The 19,995-nt window shown below is 36.2% G+C and carries 18 protein-coding genes; 16 read left to right on the top strand and 2 right to left on the bottom strand.

What is annotated here, in order from left to right; translation table 11 throughout:
• The first annotated feature begins 27 nt into the window (after nt 1–27).
• The 16 genes from A9D35_RS14125 (at nt 28) to A9D35_RS14045 (ending at nt 18,538) form a co-directional block, all read left to right on the top strand.
• Nucleotides 28–1,080 (top strand): DUF6515 family protein, encoded by a 1,053-nt coding sequence (locus A9D35_RS14125; protein WP_066224059.1) that lies wholly within the window; start codon nt 28–30, stop codon nt 1,078–1,080.
• Between the two features lie 289 nt (nt 1,081–1,369).
• Nucleotides 1,370–1,801, top strand: coding sequence for a DUF3302 domain-containing protein (locus A9D35_RS14120; RefSeq protein WP_083191716.1), 432 nt, complete (start codon nt 1,370–1,372; stop codon nt 1,799–1,801).
• Between the two features lie 34 nt (nt 1,802–1,835).
• Entirely contained in the window at nt 1,836–3,017 is a 1,182-nt protein-coding gene (locus A9D35_RS14115; protein ID WP_066224057.1) for an HlyD family secretion protein, read from the top strand.
• Nucleotide 3,018: 1 nt separating this feature from the next.
• Nucleotides 3,019–4,416, top strand: a complete 1,398-nt coding sequence (locus A9D35_RS14110) for a TolC family protein (protein WP_066224055.1) — start codon at nt 3,019–3,021, stop codon at nt 4,414–4,416.
• Between the two features lie 85 nt (nt 4,417–4,501).
• Nucleotides 4,502–5,941 (top strand): OmpP1/FadL family transporter, encoded by a 1,440-nt coding sequence (locus tag A9D35_RS14105; RefSeq protein WP_141675543.1) that lies wholly within the window; start codon nt 4,502–4,504, stop codon nt 5,939–5,941.
• Between the two features lie 246 nt (nt 5,942–6,187).
• The gene (locus tag A9D35_RS14100) at nt 6,188–7,042 is read left to right on the top strand and encodes a peptidylprolyl isomerase (RefSeq protein WP_066224048.1); all 855 of its coding nucleotides are present in this window, start codon (nt 6,188–6,190) and stop codon (nt 7,040–7,042) included.
• Nucleotides 7,032–9,203, top strand: coding sequence for a hypothetical protein (locus A9D35_RS14095; RefSeq protein ID WP_066224046.1), 2,172 nt, complete (start codon nt 7,032–7,034; stop codon nt 9,201–9,203). The genes A9D35_RS14100 and A9D35_RS14095 overlap by 11 nt, the downstream gene beginning before the upstream one ends.
• Nucleotides 9,200–9,856 carry an ABC transporter ATP-binding protein gene (locus A9D35_RS14090; RefSeq protein ID WP_066224044.1) on the top strand — a complete coding sequence of 219 codons (657 nt, stop codon included), beginning with the start codon at nt 9,200–9,202 and terminating at the stop codon, nt 9,854–9,856. Before A9D35_RS14095 ends, A9D35_RS14090 begins: the two co-directional genes overlap by 4 nt.
• Nucleotides 9,853–11,031, top strand: a complete 1,179-nt coding sequence (locus A9D35_RS14085) for an ABC transporter permease (RefSeq protein WP_066224042.1) — start codon at nt 9,853–9,855, stop codon at nt 11,029–11,031. The genes A9D35_RS14090 and A9D35_RS14085 overlap by 4 nt, the downstream gene beginning before the upstream one ends.
• 5 nt (nt 11,032–11,036) lie before the next feature.
• Nucleotides 11,037–11,972 (top strand): metal ABC transporter substrate-binding protein, encoded by a 936-nt coding sequence (locus A9D35_RS14080; protein WP_218017743.1) that lies wholly within the window; start codon nt 11,037–11,039, stop codon nt 11,970–11,972.
• 103 nt (nt 11,973–12,075) lie between these two features.
• Entirely contained in the window at nt 12,076–13,230 is a 1,155-nt protein-coding gene (locus A9D35_RS14075) for a BamA/TamA family outer membrane protein (protein ID WP_066224038.1), read from the top strand.
• 74 nt (nt 13,231–13,304) lie between these two features.
• Nucleotides 13,305–15,167, top strand: a complete 1,863-nt coding sequence (locus A9D35_RS14070; protein ID WP_066224036.1) for a DUF3604 domain-containing protein — start codon at nt 13,305–13,307, stop codon at nt 15,165–15,167.
• Nucleotides 15,168–15,248: 81 nt separating this feature from the next.
• Complete coding sequence (locus A9D35_RS19510; protein ID WP_066224034.1) at nt 15,249–15,878, top strand: DUF3604 domain-containing protein; 630 nt, start codon at nt 15,249–15,251, stop codon at nt 15,876–15,878.
• Complete coding sequence (locus A9D35_RS19505) at nt 15,851–16,525, top strand: DUF3604 domain-containing protein (RefSeq protein WP_066224031.1); 675 nt, start codon at nt 15,851–15,853, stop codon at nt 16,523–16,525. The genes A9D35_RS19510 and A9D35_RS19505 overlap by 28 nt, the downstream gene beginning before the upstream one ends.
• Nucleotides 16,408–17,070 (top strand): DUF3604 domain-containing protein, encoded by a 663-nt coding sequence (locus A9D35_RS19500; RefSeq protein WP_083191713.1) that lies wholly within the window; start codon nt 16,408–16,410, stop codon nt 17,068–17,070. Before A9D35_RS19505 ends, A9D35_RS19500 begins: the two co-directional genes overlap by 118 nt.
• Before the next feature lie 574 nt (nt 17,071–17,644).
• Entirely contained in the window at nt 17,645–18,538 is an 894-nt protein-coding gene (locus A9D35_RS14045) for a phospholipase A (RefSeq protein WP_066224027.1), read from the top strand.
• 97 nt (nt 18,539–18,635) lie between these two features.
• On the opposite strand, the gene gldC is transcribed toward A9D35_RS14045, so the two are convergent.
• Together gldC and gldB are read right to left on the bottom strand one after the other, a co-directional pair.
• Nucleotides 18,636–18,971: a gliding motility protein GldC gene (gene gldC / locus A9D35_RS14040; RefSeq protein WP_066224025.1), complete on the bottom strand. Its 336-nt coding sequence runs from the start codon at nt 18,969–18,971 to the stop codon at nt 18,636–18,638.
• Entirely contained in the window at nt 18,971–19,936 is a 966-nt protein-coding gene (gene gldB, locus A9D35_RS14035; protein ID WP_066224023.1) for a gliding motility lipoprotein GldB, read from the bottom strand. The genes gldC and gldB overlap by 1 nt, the downstream gene beginning before the upstream one ends.
• Between the last annotated feature and the right edge of the window lie 59 nt (nt 19,937–19,995).

Genomic DNA, 19,995 nt, shown 5'->3' with positions numbered 1-19,995 from the left:
TAATTACTAAATTAAAAAACTCATCTCATGAAAATTCAAAATATACAAACTCAGTTTAAAATCGGTTTCCTTGCCGTTTTACTAACCTTTTTGTTGCCTTCAGAAATTCAAGCGCAACGTTTTAATCACGGTGGCGGTGCCTCACGAGGTGGCGGCGGTAGAGCAACAACACATGCACCTTCAAGATCGTCTGGAAATATAAGCAGACCAAAAACATCTACTTCATCTGCAAAAAGATCAAGTATTAACGGAGGGTTTAACAAATCATCTAACCGTTCTTTACCAAAAACGTCTACAACATCGAAGTCTAAAATTGGTAATAAGGCAAGTAATTCGGGTATAAAATCTAAAACATCGACTACCAATAGAAATAAAAACACCTCTATTGGAAACAAGAAAACTTCTAACATAGGTAATAAAAAAACCTCGAATATTAAAAACAAGAGTGGTAATAAGGTTAACATAGACAAAAGCAAGAGAAACGTAAATATAAACGTTGACAACAGTAAAAATGTTAGACTTAATAACCAACACAACACACGAGTAAGAAATAGCCCGAGACATTATTCTAGACCACCATACCGATATGGCGGACGTGGATATTATTGTCACAGACCGTACTACTACCACCCTTACCGTCCGTTTTATTGGGGACCAGCTTGGCACCCATGGGGATTCTTTGTTGCTAGTATAGCCACTACAGCCATTATAGTTAGCATAGAAAACCAACAATACCATTACGATAACGGGGTATATTATCAAGCAGGAAATGGCGGGTACACCGTAGTACAAGCACCTGTTGGGGCCACTGTACAAACTCTACCAGCAGAAGCACAAACCGTAGCGGTAACAGAAACTACCAATAACTACTATTACGGTGGAGCTTATTACGAAAAAAGTGCTGAAGGCTACACGGTAGTTCCTGCAACAGCAGGTACCATTGTACCAAGTTTACCTGAAGGTGGAGAAGAAACCAAAATTGGAGACCAAACTTACGTTCAATTTGGTGACACTTACTACCAACCTATCCAAGTTGACGGAAAAGACATGTACGAAATCGTAGAAGTCAAAGAGGAATAAGAACATATTCCTAGAGATACACAAAAGCAAGCTTATAAATTTATAGGCTTGCTTTTTTTTGAACTTTATTTTTTGCTGACAGAATTCAATAATGATAAATTATGTAATCAAGCCCGTAATAACGTTCAAAAATCTAAAGATTTAACTTTTTACAGCCTTTACTAGACATAAGCTCAACCTCAGCAATTAAATATTTATATTCAAGGGAGTTACATGTTCAATTCCCGAAAAAATAATTTATATTTATAGGAACCAAAGCATAACAACCTATTATCAAAAACCAACTCGTATGCATCTACTTCCTTTAAAAAAAACCTATCTTTTTCTTAGTTTTCTTTTTATCCCTCTAATTAGTTCTGCAAACGAACATGGTGGTGGTCTAGAAGATACTATAGCCGAGGCTATAAGCTGGGTAGCCTTAATTGTAGCTCCTATAGCGGGTATTTGTTTATTCTTATTTGTTCATGTACTTCCTGAGAAAGTTGCAGAAAAGCGAAATCATCCGCAGGCTGAAGCTATTAAAATCTTATGTATTTTATCTCTAATTTTTGGAGGATTACTTTGGCCTTTAGCTTGGTTGTGGGCCTATAGCAAACCTGTTTTTTACAAAATGGCTTATGGCACAGACCAAGGACATTATCACGAAGAAACACTTAAAGAATTTAAAGAAAAGAAAGAAGATCAAAAAACGAATCCTCCTTTAGAAGAAACTCCAGAATAACATTTTTAAAGTAACCACCTCTTAAAACTAACTTATGGAAATATTATTACTCCTAATATATGCCGGCATTGTTTGGCTCATCTTTTTTAAATTCAAACTTTTACCTTGGAATACGGTAACTCAAGTTATTGTATACATTATACCAGTAGTAGCTATTAGTCTATTAATTTTATTTTTAAATATAGTCGCGCCATCCTCACACGATGTTCGGGTATTAAATTATAATGTTGAAGTGGTACCAACGGTAACGGGTAAAGTTATAGAGGTTCCTGTAAAGCCTAATCAACATGTAAAAAAGGGCGATGTATTATTTAAAATAGATCCAGAACCATTTCAACTAAAAATTAACAACCTAGAGGCTCGTATTCCGTATTTAGAGGCAAAAGTTATTAGTGCCAAAGCATACGACAAAGAATTAGAACAACAAATAGCAGCAGCGACAAGCAATATTAGTGTGATAGATGCACAATTAGAACTCGCAATAAAACGAGAGCAACAAACACAAGAACTGGCTACTTTAGGAGCGGGATCTAAATTCGACTACGAACAAGCACAAGCCAATTTAAGAAACCTACAAGCCCAAAAAGCTGTAGCCCAATCGCAACGTTTACAATATTTACAAAAAATATCTGCAGTGTCTTCAGATGGCGAACTTTCCGAAATCACTCAAGCAAGAGCCGATCTAGAACAAGCCAAAGTTGAGCTAAGAGAAGCCCAATGGAAATTAACTCAAACCGTATTTTACGCCCCTGCAGATGGCCGTGTGGTGAACCTACAATTACGTCCTGGAGCAATGGCGGTACAATTACCTTTAAAACCTGTTATGACCTTTATTGAGGATGAACAATGGTTAGTTGCTCTCTATAGTCAGAATGAAATACGATATGTAAAACATGGGGATCCAGCAGAAGTTGCTTTACGAACCTATCCTAATCATATTATAAAATGCGAAGTCGAGCATATCGTTTGGGCAAATGCACAAGGTCAAATAACGGCAAGCGGAAAACTACCCGACACCCAAGAAACACATTTTGAAGAAGGCCGATTTGCTGTTCGATTAAAAGTTTTAGAGGACGATAAAGATTTATTTCTAGCCCCTGGAGCCGTTGGTGCAGGAGCTATTTATACCGAGCACGGGAAACTAATTCATTTAGTAAGAAAGGTCATTGTAAGAGTAAGCACGAAACTAGATTGGCTAGTACTAAAACTTCATTAATATGCAAAAGGGTTTACATGGTATATTAAAGTTATTATTGGTTTTGGCTTGCTGTGGCTGCTTCTATACTTGCGCTGTAAAACAACCTACAGAAAGTGAAGATTTACAGAAAGAAGCTTTCGCCAATTTTATATTGCCCTCTACATGGCAAAACAGTATCGACACGCTACAAATTAACAACAATTGGTTAAGCACCTTTAACAACCCTACTTTAGACTCTTTAGTTCAGGAAGCTTTAATTTACAATCAAGATTTACGCATTAGCAGCCTAAGAGTTACAGAAGCGAATGGTTATGTAGAATCGGCTCGAGCAGCGTTAAGACCTGCCCTATCTATTTTAGGAAACGAATCGACAAAATTAGGAGGAGATCTTGGTAGTAATGGTCTTAACGGCGGAATTTTTGCTGCATCTTGGGAACTCGATATTTGGGGAAAACTAAGAAGTGCGAGAAGTGCAGAAATAGCAAACTATGAGGCTATCGCTAACGAAAATTCTTTTGCGCAATTATCTATAGCTGCTATGATTACAAAAACTTATTATTTAGCAACAGAAACGTATCTTCAAATTAATTTAGCGAAAGAAATGATTAAACTTTCGCAAGACATGGAAACCATTTCCCAAAACCGTTTTGATGTGGGTATAGGTACCGAGATTGATATTGCGCTTTCTAAAGCCACATTAAATAAATTTAATGACGCCCTTTTTCAGTTGGAATTGGCGTATAACAATCAGTTACGGGCTTTGGAATTATTACTTGGCAGATACCCATGTGCAGACATTGAAACCAATACAGAACTACCAGAAAGTAATGGCCATATTCCTGCCGGTATACCTGCTCAAATTTTAGAAAGACGCCCGGATATCTTAGCTGCTCAAAACAGATTTAATGCTGCTTTTTACCGTGTGGGCGAAGCCAATGCTGCCAGATTACCGCAACTAAATTTAACCGCGAGTTTAGGATTATTAGACACTAGACAATTAATTGTATTGGCAGATAATTTTTCTAATCCTATTAGAAGTATCGGAGGAAAACTTGTTGCACCCATATATCAAGGCGGTGCTTTAAAAGCTAATGTTAACATCCGGAACACCCAACAACAACAAGCCATAGAAGTATATAGCCAGACTGTTTTAAACGCCTTGGCCGATGTAGAAAGTGCGCTTAACGCTGTTAACACCCTGGACTCTAGAGAGGTTAACATCCTTGAATCTGTAAAAAATAATGAACGCGCTTTCGAACTAGAAAAAATTAGATATAAAGTAGGAAAAACAGATATGCGAGATTTAATAGATCAGCAAATGGATTTCTTTAAATCTCAAACCGATTTATTAAGTATTAAAGGTGAAAAAATCGTACAAAGAACCAACTTGTTCTTGGCATTAGGAGGCGATATGTAACATGTCTATCTGTTAAACCATTGCTAGAATACATTTAGCTTCAGAATAAAAACATCAAAAATCAATGCAACCCAAATAAACGACAATGAAATCTCTTATATACCTTACATTAAGCTGCTCGCTTTACTTGTGTTTTAGTTTAAAAACACAGGCACAAGACACGAATTATTGGACCCAACAATTTGGAACTGAATCTGCCCTGCTCTCGGGCGCAGTTGTTGGAGGCACAAAAGACAACACCATGCTATTTTACAACCCTGGAGCATTAGGGTTTTTAGACAGTTCGTCAATCTCTGTGAATGCAAATGCCTACAGTATTGAAAACATCAAGATTGCTAATGCTATTGGGAATAAAGCCGATTTTAAAAGCTCTCAATTGGCCTCCATCCCCTTGCTTGCAGGAGGTATGATTAACACCAAAGACGATCGCTGGAAAATTGGCTACGGCTTTATGGCTCCTGTTCAATTTAACTTTAAAGGAATCGCACGAGTGGACGGCGATTATGATATTATTGATAATATTGAAAGTCCAGGTGCCGAAGAATTGATAGGAGAATCGGCCATTTCTGATAAACTTTCGGAAGTTTTAATAGCCTTTGGAGCGGCCAGAAAATTAAACGATAATTGGTCTGTAGGACTTACCAATATGTTTACCGTGAGATCGCAAACATATCTCAGAAATTTCTCGTCGTATGTATTTTTAAACGATGGTAACGAAACCACTTTAAGTGGAAAAATAAGTCAAAACGTCGATTATTACAATGTACGCTATGCTGCAAAACTAGGAGTCTCTTATCAAAAAGATAAATGGCGAGCAGGACTTACACTTACAACTCCTTCAATAAACATAATGGGTATAGGTTCGGTGGCAGAAGATGTTGCTGCTGTAAACCTAAAACTTATAGACGACAACAGGGTTTCGGGTGTCGCTACCGATCGCCAAACAGAATTAAAATCGAAGTTTAAATCTCCCTTATCGGTTTCTGCTGGTGTCAATTATGTAGGATCACGTTCCCATATAGGTTTTTCAATACAATACTATGCAGCTATAGACGAATACAATATTATGAATGTTGCCAATAACACTTTTGTACGCCCAGAAGAATTAGCACCGCAATTAACAAGTGACGAATTTATGAATGTGAGAGCTGCCGCAAAATCTGTAGTAAACGTAGCACTAGGATATGAGTACAAACTAAAAGAAAATTTATTTTTATACTTAAGCGCACGTACAGACATGTCGTATTTCGACAAAAGTCTGAGAGACGAACCCGGTATAAAAACAACCATAAGCAGTTGGGATATTTATCATTTTGCCACAGGCTTCACCTTAAACCGAACTCAGAGTAGCTTAAGTTTAGGATTTCTATTTAGTACCGGATCTACAGACAACTACTTACAAGAAGGCAGTATAACCGACCCTAACGAAAACACCTTATTAAAAGGAAGTCGAACCATTACCGAAGCTTCTTATAATTCCTTCGGAATATTATTAGGATACACCTTCCACTTTAAAAAGTTTTAAACCCAAAGCTACACTAGGATAATCTCTCAATCAATTGCTCGTACCTTTAGTATAAAATCACTTATCGAAAAACATAGGACCGCTATAAAATATAAGATTTTTTTTACACTTTTTTGGAGCAAAAATCTTCTCAATTTATATTTTAAAACATCCTTTCCTTGCCGATAAATTTATTTTAAACCTACTAAACCAATCTAAATTATTACTTTAGTCTAATTAATTCAAACCGTTTTATATACCAATTAAATGAAAAAACCATTTATCCGTATTTTAATTTTTGGTGTATTATTTGCCATCGTTTTACTAATTGTTTTTGGCCCAAAATTACCGTCGCAACACGACAGACGTATTATTATTGGCGATGCCGAATTTGCCTACCTTTTAGCTTCTTGGCAAAGAACCTGGCAACGTCAACCTACAAAAGAAGAATTTTCGGGCCTACTACAGAGTTATATTAAAGACGAAGTTACCTATCAAGAAGCTTTAAAGCAGGGCATAGATAAAAATAATGCCATGGTAAAACGTGCCGTTATTATGCAAATGGATATTTTAGCAAGCACACAAAATCAGCAAAAAAATATTTCTGAAGAAGATATTAAAGCCTTTTACACTCTGCGCCAAGACAAGTATTTAAAGCCTGCAAAATTTTCTTTTACACAATTATATTTTAGTAAAGATTTACATCCGGAATCTCTAGAAGCGTATGCAAAAAATATAATCGCCAATTTAAATTCTAAAAGCTTAAGCCCTGAAGATGGCTTAAAATTTGGAGATCCCATTTTGCTTGAAAACACCTACTCTAATTATGACACTTTCCAAGTCGACAGAAATTTTGGCACAGGGTTTTCAAAAAAACTTGAAGGATTGCCTCAAGGGGAATGGGTTGGTCCTATTGCTTCCACATACGGACTTCACGCCATATATATTACAGAATATACACCACCTGCTCTTTTGCCTCTCGATCTAGTGAAAGGCGATATTGTTGACGAAATAAGATATAAAGAAGAACAAGCTAGTAAAGATCAATTCTACACAGACATACTTCAACAGTACGATGTTATTTATGAAGGCGAAGCAAAAGCATTTATTAATGAGCAATAATTTAAAACATGTCCTCTTTATAATAAGTTGCCTATATGTCTTCCTATACGCCAACCCAGTACAAGCAGATATTGTTTTTCCTGCACGACTTGAGTTAAGAGAGACTAAACCTGGAGTGTTTCAAGTGGTTTATGTTTTGCCCGTTATGCAGGGAAAAGTTCTTAAAGCAACACCTTTACTTCCTGACTTATGCTCACCTCTCGGAGAAGCCATGATAAGTGGAAATGAAAACACAAAACGGCAAACTTGGACCATAAATTGCACAAATGTCGTATTAGAAGGTCAACGTATTGGCATAGACGGATTACAAGGAAGTCCCGTAGATATTTTATTAGCCATTGAAATGCTGGATGGCCGAACATTCAACACAACTTTAAGTTCTATACGTCCATATTATGTAATTCCGAAAGCGCCCTCTATCTGGTTTATTCTAAAAGAAGCGGCTGTAAAAGGCATGCGCATACCGCTTTCTATCGCTCCATTATTATTACTACTCTTGGCTTTATTATCTTTTAAAATTAAAACGAAAACGATTCTATTTACAGGTTTAACGTTTTCTATTGCATTAGCCATCGGTCATTATTTAGCCATAAAAGAGCTAGTAAAAATCATGGTCTATTTACCCGCCATATTAACCTACACTTTAACAATTATTCTCGTACTTTATACACTCACTCAACAAAAATTTCCTTTTAAAGCTTCTTCAACCATCGTAGTAGCTACTTTATTAGGCTTGGCTTTCGGAAGTGCTATATTACAGACTTCAGCTCCCCTCATGTATTCCAACCACGATACAACATTATATCATATTTTTATCCTTTTCGGAATATTCATCGGAGTCTCCTTAGCTTTTGCTTTGAGTTTTTCTTTTTTAGATGTAATTCACCTTATAACATCTAGCGCCAAACTAGAAAAATACAGGTTTAACATTAGTGTAATTATAGGAATTTTGGCTTGCGGATGTATGCTATATGAAAGTACTATATTCTGGGTCGCTCCTTCTCTATTACCAAGCATCCCCGTTTTATGTATTGTTTATGTAAAAATACTTGCTGGATGGCTAGGTTGGTCTAAAACAGCGAAATTGAGCCAACAGGTATTGGTTTTTGGTCTGCCATTGGTTCTTGGACTAGTTTTAGGATTTTGGCTTCAGGAGTCCTTTTACACTCTTGCACTTGTAGTTTCAGCTACCTTATACATGTGCATACAGTTTGGATTTAATGTGATTAAAAACACAACCTTACATCAATTAATTTTTGCTGGTTCTAGTGTAGCTTGCGGGATTTACATGTCTAGTTTTGCTTCAAATACCATATCCTATGCGCCAGCACAAACAGTAGGATTTTTCATAATTTTAGCCCTTATATTTACTGTAGTCTATACAATTACTTCAGCACTTTCAAAGCGAAAGGTTTCTGCAAAAGTATATCCAATTGTAGGTACTCTTTTAATCCTTTATATTTTAACACTTTATATAACATTAGGTAAAGACGTCTTACTGCCGATTATTAAAAACACCATAGCTTCCGGTTTACTCCCCGTACCTGCATTAAGCCTAATCTTATTACTCGTAGTCATTATTTTCTGGCCGCGATATAAAAAGATACATAAGGCTTTAAATATACAACGTAAGAAACCTGTAATAAGCTTAGGTATTTTGGCTCTTGCGCTATGTTCATTACCTATCCTATTTAAGTTAGCAAATCCGTGGTATGTTCCTCATGCACCAAACCAACAGGATGTGACACTTATTTTAACCCAAGTGCTATACGACACTTATACGGCTTTTAACAACACAGATGAAGAACAATTATTTAACGATTTATCTAAAACTGTAGACGACAATTTAATTGATGATTTATATCTAGATAGTCGCCGCTTATTAAACAGTGGTCTCCGAGAAGGTGCCGAAGTTACGGTACAAAACGTAAAAATAGAGTCGGTTGATTCATTAATTGAAGCTTCGCCTAACGATACCACTTTTGAATACCCAACCGAATGGGTTGTTACCGCACGTGTAAAGCATTTACAACACATTCACTACAGACAAAATCGTTATACAGGGGTTATTACCATGCATCATAACGATAATGTTTGGAAAATTGCAGCCATAACATTAAATTCTGAAAACCGAACCGTCATAGCCTCCTCGACCCCATGATACAATGTAACGCTATACAATTCAACTATCCAAATACAACCTTTGGATTAAATATAACCGAATTACAAATTTCGGAAGGTGAGCAATTGGCTATTATTGGCCCCAGTGGCTGCGGAAAAACAACTTTAATTCACCTTATTTCAAGTTTGTTAACCCCAAATTCTGGCACTGTAACCATTGATGAGATAGTTCTTTCAGATTTTAAAAAAAGAGATCGAAATGATTTCAGGATACTTAGAATGGGACTTATTTTTCAGGAATTCGAATTGCTAACTTATTTAAATGTTTTAGATAACATATTACTCCCTTATCGTATAAATTCTATTCTTGAACAGCATTCTAATCTTAAACAACGGGCAGAACAATTAGCTGAAATGGTTGGTTTAAATGATAAACTACTGCGTTACCCAAAACATTTATCGCAAGGAGAAAGACAACGCGTTGCAGTATGCCGTGCATTAATTACAAAACCTAAAATACTCTTATGCGATGAGCCCACAGCCAATCTAGATCCAATAAATCGCGATCTTATTTTAGATATACTTTTTGAATACAGTAAAACACATAAAACGACTTTAGTAATGGTTACACACGATCAAGACATTCTAAGTCGTTTTGAACGTATTATTGATGTAAAACGTTTTGCCTTATGATACAAGTATTCTACATGGCATGGCGCTATTTAAACTACCATAAGTTAAAAACTGTGGTGCTTATACTCTCGGTAAGTCTTATTATATTTATTCCATTAGGCTTAAATTCCTTAACCAATAGTGGGTCGAAAAACATGATACAACGCGCTCAAGACACTCCTTTATTAATTGGAGCAAAGGGTAGCCCAACAGAATTAAATTTAAGTGCTTTATATTTTAAAACCGCCCAATTACCTCCCATTCCTTATCACGAAGTAAATAAAATCAACAAAACACATTTAGCCGAAGCGATTCCGTTACATTTAAAATATAATGTTAAAAATCAACCCATAGTTGGAACAAATACTGTTTACTTTAAATTTAGAGACTTAACATTTAATGCAGGACGGCCTATGGCCATTCTGGGGGAATGTGTTTTAGGAGCTAAAGCATCAGCAATTTTAAATGCCAAAGTGGGCGACTTTATATTGTCTTCTCCCGCAGGAGCTTTCGATATTGCTGGTAGTTTTCCGCTTAAAATGAAAGTGGTAGGTGTTTTAAATCAAGTTAACACCCCAGACGACCAGGCTGTTTTTGTTGATATAAAAACCACTTGGGTAATTGCAGGAATTGCCCATGGACATCAAGAATTAAATACTAAAATAGCCGATAGTTTAATTATATCAAAAACAGAAACCAACGTAGTAGCCAATTCAGCTGTGTTATCCTATACAGAAATCACAAAAGAAAACATCGATTCTTTTCACTTCCATGGCAATCAAAAAGAGTTTCCCATAGATGCAATCATTGCCGTACCTAAAGATAAAAAATCGGGATTAATGTTACGTGGCAGATACGAAAATGAAGTAGGCAACGTCCAAATGATTGCACCGATCCACATCATTACAGAATTGCTTAAAACCGTATTTTCTATTCGGAATTTATTAATTTTAGCTGCAATAACTATAGGTTTAGCAACACTCGCTATTTGTACTTTGGTGTTTATACTATCAGCTCAATTACGCGCATCCGAATTAAACACCATGAAACGAATTGGTGCTGCAAGAGGATTTATTTTTCAATTATTAACTATAGAAATTGTTTTAATTTTAGGGATCAGTACACTTTTAGCATGGGGATACACTTTACTTTTAAATCATTTCGGGCAATCCCTTATAGACAACTTTTTAACATAAAAATTATGAGACTTTTTTCAGCCTTACTTTTTATCATGAGCATATCATTTTTTTCTTGTAAACAAGAGAAAAAATCAGAAGAGACATCAACCACACAGCACATGCACACCCCTGTGGTGTATGTAACTAATTACCCTTTATACTATTTTGCTAATCGCATTGGAGGATTGGCTATTGAGTTACATTTTCCTGCCAGTGAGTTGTCTGAGCCTGCCATGTGGACACCAGAAACAGATACTATTGCCGCTATGCAACAGGCCGATTTTGTTTTTATTAATGGAGCGACCTACGAAAAATGGTTAATGAATACATCGTTACCAGACGATATTATTATTAACACAGGTGCATCTTTTGAAAACCAATTATTAGGAAATGGCGAGGTGTTTACACATAGCCATGGCGATGAAAAAGCTCACACCCATACCGGCACGGCATATACAACTTGGCTTAACTTAGAATTTGCTAACGCACAAGCGCTTGCAATAAAAAATGCATTAACAGAAAAATTTCCTAATTTAGAAACAACTTTCAATAGTAATTTTAACGCCTTATCACAAGAACTTTTAGAACTAGACCAGGAATTTAAAAGTGTGGGTGAGCAAATGCAGAATCCTGTTATTTTTTCGCATCCCGTTTATCAATACTTTCAAGACGCCTATGGAATTAAAGGAAAAAGTTTACATTGGGAACCTACAGATGTGATAAACCACGACAAAATGCATGAGTTAAAACACCTTATAGAAAACACACCTGTAACTACCTTAATTTGGGAAGCTAAGCCCAAAGCAGAAAGCATTAAAACACTTCAGGATAAAGGTATTTACAGTGCCGTTATTTTACCTTTATCAGGAAAACCTAGTCAAGGCGACTTTTTATCGGGTATAAAACAAAATTTAAAAACTTTAAAAAACTTACCTTTACAAGTAAAACCATTGCTATAATTACGTTTTATAAATCAAAGCCTTTGCAGCCAATATAAGTTTAGGCTACCAGAGTCTTAATTATAACGACTAACAAACCACTGTAACGGAAGTGCACCATAATATGAAATTATTAAAAACCCTATTAGTATTTATTTTATTACTCGTTGGTTTTTCGGGTTATGCCCAATTTGATGGCATTAAAAAATTTATGTCTGAACGTAAAGCCAAAAAAGCAGCAAAAATTGAAGCGGGCGAACCTTTTTTAAGCATATTGGCTGGTCCTGGGTATACACCAGATAATGGTTTACTTATAGGAGGTGGTTTTCTGTACACCTTTAAAACCAATAGAAGCGACAGTCTGATTCAGCGTTCATCAATACCTATAAACACCTTTATAAGTACGAAAGGAAATTTTCAAATTGGTACCGCTTTACAATCCTTTTGGTTAGAAGACAAGCTCAGAGTTAATGCGCGCTTAAGGTATTCTAATGCCGAGGATAATTATTTTGGAGTAGGTATCGACAATGCAGAAAACGTTCCTCTAGGCGATTCAACCACCGCCTATAATAGACAGTATACCGTTTTTAATCCTACGGTTTTAATGCGAGTAAAAAAAGATCTGTATTTAGGCGTTGGGGTCGATTTAAATAATACGCATGTTACTTCTGTAAATCCATTAATGGCACAAGATCCAGACTACCTAAAATATGGCCCAAACAACTTTAACAGCGGGATGTTATTCTCTGTTAATTACGACAGCCGAGATGTTACAGTAAATGCTTGGAAAGGTTGGTACGCACACCTTTCTACTGGGTTTTATGGCAATTATTTAGGAAGTAATAACACCTACCAAGTTTACGAATACGACGTTAGAAGTTATTTTCAAATACACAGACCAGGAAATATTTTAGCCTTTAAATTTTACGGACGTATCACTAAGGGCGATATACCTTACCAAGAACTCACCGCACTTGGAGGAACAAATGCCTTACGCGGATATCTTATTGGACAATATCGCGATAAAACAGGCATGTATCTTGTTTCTGAATGGCGTCATACGTTTTTAAAACGTGATGATACTTTAAGTAAACATGGCGTTACATTATGGGGAGGTTTAGGAACAATTGCCCCCGAATTAAGCGAAATTAAAAGATTTGTTCCAAATACAGGAATAGGTTATCGTTACGAGGTACAACCCCGCATGAATGTGAGAATAGACTTTGGTGTTGGAAGACACTCTACCGGACTTTATTTTAATTTTACCGAAGCTTTCTAAAATAATAGAGCCAAAAGTTAGATTTACCAATTTAATCCACTAACTTTATTAGCACTATACAATCTACAAAAATCATGAGAATCAGCATTTTAACCACTTGCATTGCTTTATCAGTGCTCTCTTGTAAGGATGATAAAAAAACATCTGAGCCTATTGAACCTGAAGTGCAACAAAGTGAAAACACACCTAAAAACGATATTCCTTTTTTTAAAAATAAAGAAGCTTTTTTTGGAGAGCTCCACGTACACACTTCATATTCCTTAGATGCTTACTTGGGTGGAACCCGCTTAAAACCTTCCGATGCTTATAGATTTGCTAAAGGGGAAACCGTAGAAGTAAACGGTAAAAATGTAACCATTAGTAAACCATTAGATTTTTGTGCAGTTACAGATCATGCCGAATATATTGGTGAGATGTATGTTAACTATCATGAAGATGCCGAAGGCCATAACAACCCAAAACTAATAGAACTCCGTAGCCTCACCAATTTTGAAGAGGAGGAAAAATGGTTTTTTAAATATGTGGTAAACAACAACAGATCTGCAATTCCAAAACGTACTGACTTCTATCCTGGTGAAGCTGCTGTAAAAAATGGTTGGCAAGTAATGATAGATGCCGTAAACGAGCATTACAACCCAGGCACCTTTACAACTATAGCTGGGTTTGAATGGAGTGCAGCCCCAACAGGAGGAAATTTACATAGAAATGTATTATTTAGAGACATGAATCTTCCCGAGGTTCCTGTAGGTAATGTAGACATTAATAGAGAGGAAGGTCTATGGGAATGGATGGCTGGATTAGAAAAACAAGGCATGCATGTTTTTGCTATACCGCACAACTCCAATGCTAGTAAAGGCATGATGTTTAACCCTAACGATTCTAAAGGAAACCCGATAGACAAAGAATATGTAAAAACACGTAATTATTTCGAACCTCTTATTGAAATGATGCAGATAAAAGGAAACTCTGAAGTACATGCTAAATTCTGGACAAACGACGAATTTGCTGGTTTCGAAAACGCCAATAGTATGCAACAATTTAGTGGCCGTAAAGCTCTAAAAGAAAACTATGTGCGTTATGGCTTGATTAAAGGTTTAGAATACGAAACTAAATTAGGAACGAACCCTTATAAATACGGAATTGTAGGAGGAACAGACAGTCATAACGGAACCCCATCAAACGTTACCGAATCTAATTTCGAACTTGGAAGTCATGGTGAAGCAGATGGTACTATTGAAGAAAGACGTACCGGTGTTGTTGGAGGATGGATTGAAGGAAAAGATTTAAACCCGGGTGCATTAACCGGCGTTTGGGCACCTAAAAATACCCGAGAAGATATTTGGGATGCCTTACGAAATAAAGAAACTTTTGGTACGAGCGGTACCCGACTAAAAGTACGTTTCTTTGGAGGCTTTAATTTAGACACTAATCTTAAAGATTACGATGCTTTGGTTGCAGACGGATATACTTCCGGAATTCCTATGGGACAAACTTTAAGCAGTGCTAACGGTAAATCGCCAGTATTTTCCGTATTTGCAATAAAAGATCCTGATGGTGCAAATCTAGATCGTATTCAAATTATTAAAGGATGGATTGAAAACGGAGATACTAAAGAAGAGATTTACGATGTCGTTTGGTCGGACAACAGACAACCAGATGCCAATGGAAAGCTTCCTGAAGTTGGAAATACGGTTGATGTTAATAACGCTACTTACAACAACACCATAGGTAGCCCACAACTTATGGGCTTTTGGGAAGATCCAAAATTCAATCCCGACATAAATGCAGTTTACTATGTTCGTGTTATAGAAATACCTACCCCAAGATGGTCTACTTATGATGCCGTTAGAGCTGGCTTACCTTTATTAGAAGATGTTCCTGCTACCATACAAGAACGCGGATGGACATCGCCTATTTGGTATGCACCTAACAAATAGAATCGTATAAATTAATAACTATAGTCTATGATTTTTTTAAAATTAAAATTCGGATTCCTAATATGTCTAGGATTATTGTTCATGAATTGTAAAAATCATGACAAGCAAAAAGACGAAAATATCAACACAACTGAAGCCATCGAGAGCGAAGATCAAATAACACAAAATCCTTTAAAAGATGTCTATTTTGGTAATCTCCATGTGCACACTAGCTGGTCGTTTGACGGATATACAAATGGCTCTGTCACCGGACCAGAAGATGCCTATCGTTGGGCGCAAGGAGAGGCTATTCCTGGTGGAGGCGCAGGTGGAGAACTAAAAATACTAAAACCTTTAGACTGGTATGCTGTTTCAGACCATGCAGAATATTTAGGTATATTTCCTAAACTAAAAGACCCTAATAATCCTATGAGTAAGTTAGATATCGCCAAACGTGCCTCATCCGATGATCAGGTTGTGGCTTTTGCTGCTTACAACGAAATTTTAAATGGTATTAACGAAAGTAAGCCTGATCCTAATTTAAACGATCCTGAAATTGTAAAATCTATATGGCAAGAAGTGGTTGCTATTGCAGATAAACACAACCAACCGGGTAAGTTTACCACATTCCCCGCCTACGAATGGACCTCTAATCCTGGATCTCAAAACCTACACCGAGTAGTTCTTTTGAGAATTCTAAACATTTGCCAGACATACCTTTTTCAGCTTTAAATTCAAATCATCCAGAAGAGTTGTGGAAATGGATGGATGCCCAAAGAGAAAATGGGTCTACGCTTTTAGCCGTTCCTCACAATGGAAATGCTAGTAACGGATTAATGTTTCCTGTAGAAACATCTTATGGTGGTAGTTCTTTAACAAAAGAATATGCTGAAACACGTATGCGAAATGAACCTTTATATGAAATCACTCAAATTAAAGGAACCTCTGAAACCCATCCAACCTTATCACCAACGGACGAATTTGCTAATTTTGAAATATGGGACTATACCTTGGCCTCGACCGCTCTTCCTCCAGAGCACAAACAAGGTGGATACGCTAGAGATGCGTTTAAACGTGGTATACAATTGGAGAAAGAAGGTAAAGGAAATCCATTTAAATATGGGGTTATTGGAGATTCAGATACACATAATTCGGCATCAACTATAGAAGAAAACAATTACACAGGTAAGTTTGGAATGGAAAACGATCCAAATGAAAGACTTAATGGTCCAAAAGGTTTCCCTGAAAAAATGCAAGACAAATACGAGAATTTAGTTCAGGTGGACTTGCTGGAGTTTGGGCAGAGTCCAATACTCGTGAATCCATTTATGCAGCACTGCTTCGTAAAGAAACCTTTGCCACATCTGGAGTACGTTTAAAAGTACGTGTCTTTGCTGGTTACGATTTCGATAAAAATAGTCTTGAGGATAATAATTGGGTAAAAACAGCATATGATAATGGTGTACCAATGGGAGGAGATTTACCTCAAGCTACAGATAAAGCCCCAAGTTTTATTGTGGATGCTTTAAAAGAGACAGATGGTGCAAATCTAGACCGGATACAAATGATAAAAGGTTGGGTAGATGCCACCGGAAAAGCACACGAAAAAATTTATAATATTGCTTTAAGCGATGGCAGAACAGTAGATGCCAACGGCAAAGTAGCTCCTGTTGGAAATACGGTAGACGTAAAAACCGCGACCTATACCAATTCTATAGGATCAACACATTTTAGTGTGGTTTGGACAGATCCAGATTTTGATGCCGGACAACATGCCTTTTATTACGTTCGTGTGTTACAAATCCCAACACCTAGATGGAGCACTTATGATGCCGTAAACCTGGGCATTGAACCTAGAAAAGATTTACCAACTACCATACAAGAGCGCGGGTGGACATCTCCTATTTGGTATGCACCAAATTAAGCGAATGAATCAAAATCATCCTATTTTTTTTGCAAAAGCGTAATTCTAATTTTATGAAACAAATATTAAAATTTTCTCTTATTGTATTTTTATTTGCTTCATATCTATCCGGTTATGCACAAGAGCTAACTGAGAAGCAAGCAAAAAAAAAGAAGCCAAGAAAGCTGCTAAAAAGTAAAAATTGCATGACCTCCAGAAAAAGGAGATATCTATTTTACTCCAATACCAGTAATTGGGGCAAATCCGGCGTTCGGATTTATATTTGGAGCAGGTGCCTCGGTAAGTAGTTTTTTGGAGAGCCTGAAACCACAAAAATTTCAAATGCCTTATTTGGGGTTTTAAAACCTCAGCACCTGTTTGAGTGAATAATTATTGAAACCTATCTTAATACTGTTATGATTACAACAAACCCTAAGATTACTTAAGGTGACTTGAGTTTACCTAAAAAAGTGATAAAAAAGGCTTTTCAAACTATAACTTTTGAGAAGCCTTTTTTTGTGCTATATTGTTTTCTAAAAGTCCTATTAATCTTAGTTGAGGTTTCAATTCCAATTTAAAATTCATTCCAATTTTCATGAAATACCTTTTTATTCTCTGTTTTAGCCTTTTAATTCATCAGCAAAGTTTGGCACAAGATAGTATCCCTTTAAGTGAGCAAAGTTTGGAAAAACAATGGGAATTATACGATACCATTGGAAGAAAAAGTCTCTTTAAAATTCTACCCTACCGCCCTACATATATTTTAGTGGCCAACTACTCAACCGATATTAACAAGCAACCTTCTAGTGAAAACCCGGTTAACGACGTACCCGAAGCTATAGACTTAGATCCTGTTGAAATGAAATTTCAACTCAGTTTAAAAACTAAAGCTATACGAAACATCTTTGGAAAAAAAATTGGTGGCGATATTTGGTTGGCATATACCCAGTCTTCCCGCTGGCAAATTTTTAACAAACCTCTTTCAAGACCGTTTCGAGAAACCAATTACGAACCCGAAGGATTTTTACTATTTCCCACCCGTTATTCTATTTGGGGGTTAAAAGGTGTGTTTTCTGGAATAGGATTTAACCATCAAAGTAACGGAAGAGCGAACCCTTACTCCAGAAGCTGGAACCGTTTTATGCTTCATTTTGGTATGTCGATTAAAGATTTAAATATTATTATAAATCCGTGGTGGCGCATACAGGAAGATTTTGTAGAAGATAACAACCCTAATATTGAAGATTACATTGGTCGCTGCGAAATTTTATTTACATATATTAAGAATAAACATTACATTAATTTGGCCGCTCGTCATTCCCTGCGCTCCGGAGATAGAAGTCATGGGAGTCTGAGACTAGATTATTCCTATCGCTTTTACGAAAACTTAAAATTTCATGTGCAATGCTTTACAGGTTATGGGGAGAGCTTAATCGATTATAACCACAAACAAACCACCTTTGGTATAGGACTATCTTTAATTCAATAATTAAAAATTCAAGTTCTAATTTTAAAAAAATAAAAAAAGAGGCCACCTAAAACGTTTAATTTTCAAGATAACCTCTTTTTGAGTTTCAAACGTAATGCTACTCCTTATTTAGCTCTAATTTCTCAGCAAAATAATCGCAGAAATCTTTCATGGTTGCAGTCATTTTTTCATCCTGCGTTGCGCGTTTAAACGTATCGCTCATTGCCACTAAGGTTTGATGAAAAAATACTTTCATCTCATCTACCGGCATATCTTTTGTCCATAAGTCGATACGTAACGATTCTTGAGCTTTGCTATCCCAAACAGAAAGCATCATGGCTTTAGCCTCTTCGTTACTAATACCACCATCTTGGGCTGTCCATGACAATTTTTCTGGTATACGGTTTTCGTCTAACTCGACTTCTAATTCTATTTTCGATGTATGATTTGCCATTATTTCTTAGGTTTAAATTTTGAATGATTAAAAATATCTTCGGCATCTTTATTTAACATGGTTTTAAAAGACACCTCTTTATTATGCTCCATATACGCCCGTACAATTTGCCAACCCATATATTCACCAATACGTCCGGGAGAAGCGTTATCTATTTCGGCTAAATAAAATTTAGAAAATGGTGCTGGGTTTATAAATCGTGCAGGTAATTTTGAATCTGTACTAAACAACAATTCTCGTTCTATAAAATATTGCCAAATATAAGCTTCGTTAGACGTTGCCCATGCTAATTGTTCTGGCGAATATTCAATTTTTTCAGCATCGGTTTTAAACGGAATCATAAGATCTTTAAAGTATAACCGTTTTCCTGCTGCAACCATTTCATCTAAAAAAGTCTTATTTCTAACAGGCAACATACTTCTTTTTGCATAAGCATCAGCCAAATCAACCACAATAAATTCCTTTTTAAATCCTTCCTTTATAAATTCTTGCACCCCTTTATAAAACATATGGTCGGGTCCTAAATACGTATCTAAAGCAATCAAATCTATAGAATCTGTTACAATCACTTTATTGCGATAATCTACATACGAAGTGGTCGAGATAACTCGTGGTGCTTTAAATTCTGGATAATAATATTTTAAATGTTGAAATAAATCTGAAATTTCACCTTCAACGGCATCTAAATCAGGAAACGATTCTATAACAGCCGCAGACAGTTCTTGTTGCAAAGAGTCTTGAATCTTTTCAACCCAGAATTCATCTGGATACGATTTAGAAAACATAAACGGGTAATTGGACTTTAATCCTTCTAAATCGCTGGCTTGTGCTTTAGAAAACGCAACATCGAAACGCTCAATGCTTACAGGCATTTCAATATTTTTTATTTCATCGCTAACTTTTTCATCATTTTTACAAGAAACTAGTGTCAATATTATTAAAAGGTAAAAATTTAGATATTTCATATAAAACAAGATGCAGTTAATTTTTATTACTAAAACGTTTCGCTATTTTTGTTTGGCAA

It is taken from the genome of Formosa haliotis (assembly GCF_001685485.1).
In the GTDB taxonomy this organism is placed as follows: Bacteria; Bacteroidota; Bacteroidia; order Flavobacteriales; family Flavobacteriaceae; genus Formosa; species Formosa haliotis.
This window is presented reverse-complemented; position numbering and strand designations above follow the sequence as displayed.

Bases quoted from the DNA above. Each gene is read 5' to 3' on its own strand.
- A9D35_RS14125 (WP_066224059.1), top strand. From the start codon at position 28: ATGAAAATTCAAAATATACAAACTCAGTTTAAAATCGGTTTCCTTGCC.
- A9D35_RS14120 (WP_083191716.1), top strand. From the start codon at position 1,370: ATGCATCTACTTCCTTTAAAAAAAACCTATCTTTTTCTTAGTTTTCTT.
- A9D35_RS14115 (WP_066224057.1), top strand. From the start codon at position 1,836: ATGGAAATATTATTACTCCTAATATATGCCGGCATTGTTTGGCTCATC.
- A9D35_RS14110 (WP_066224055.1), top strand. From the start codon at position 3,019: ATGCAAAAGGGTTTACATGGTATATTAAAGTTATTATTGGTTTTGGCT.
- A9D35_RS14105 (WP_141675543.1), top strand. From the start codon at position 4,502: ATGAAATCTCTTATATACCTTACATTAAGCTGCTCGCTTTACTTGTGT.
- A9D35_RS14100 (WP_066224048.1), top strand. From the start codon at position 6,188: ATGAAAAAACCATTTATCCGTATTTTAATTTTTGGTGTATTATTTGCC.
- A9D35_RS14095 (WP_066224046.1), top strand. From the start codon at position 7,032: ATGAGCAATAATTTAAAACATGTCCTCTTTATAATAAGTTGCCTATAT.
- A9D35_RS14090 (WP_066224044.1), top strand. From the start codon at position 9,200: ATGATACAATGTAACGCTATACAATTCAACTATCCAAATACAACCTTT.
- A9D35_RS14085 (WP_066224042.1), top strand. From the start codon at position 9,853: ATGATACAAGTATTCTACATGGCATGGCGCTATTTAAACTACCATAAG.
- A9D35_RS14080 (WP_218017743.1), top strand. From the start codon at position 11,037: ATGAGACTTTTTTCAGCCTTACTTTTTATCATGAGCATATCATTTTTT.
- A9D35_RS14075 (WP_066224038.1), top strand. From the start codon at position 12,076: ATGAAATTATTAAAAACCCTATTAGTATTTATTTTATTACTCGTTGGT.
- A9D35_RS14070 (WP_066224036.1), top strand. From the start codon at position 13,305: ATGAGAATCAGCATTTTAACCACTTGCATTGCTTTATCAGTGCTCTCT.
- A9D35_RS19510 (WP_066224034.1), top strand. From the start codon at position 15,249: ATGAATTGTAAAAATCATGACAAGCAAAAAGACGAAAATATCAACACA.
- A9D35_RS14045 (WP_066224027.1), top strand. From the start codon at position 17,645: ATGAAATACCTTTTTATTCTCTGTTTTAGCCTTTTAATTCATCAGCAA.
- gldC (WP_066224025.1), bottom strand. From the start codon at position 18,971: ATGGCAAATCATACATCGAAAATAGAATTAGAAGTCGAGTTAGACGAA.
- gldB (WP_066224023.1), bottom strand. From the start codon at position 19,936: ATGAAATATCTAAATTTTTACCTTTTAATAATATTGACACTAGTTTCT.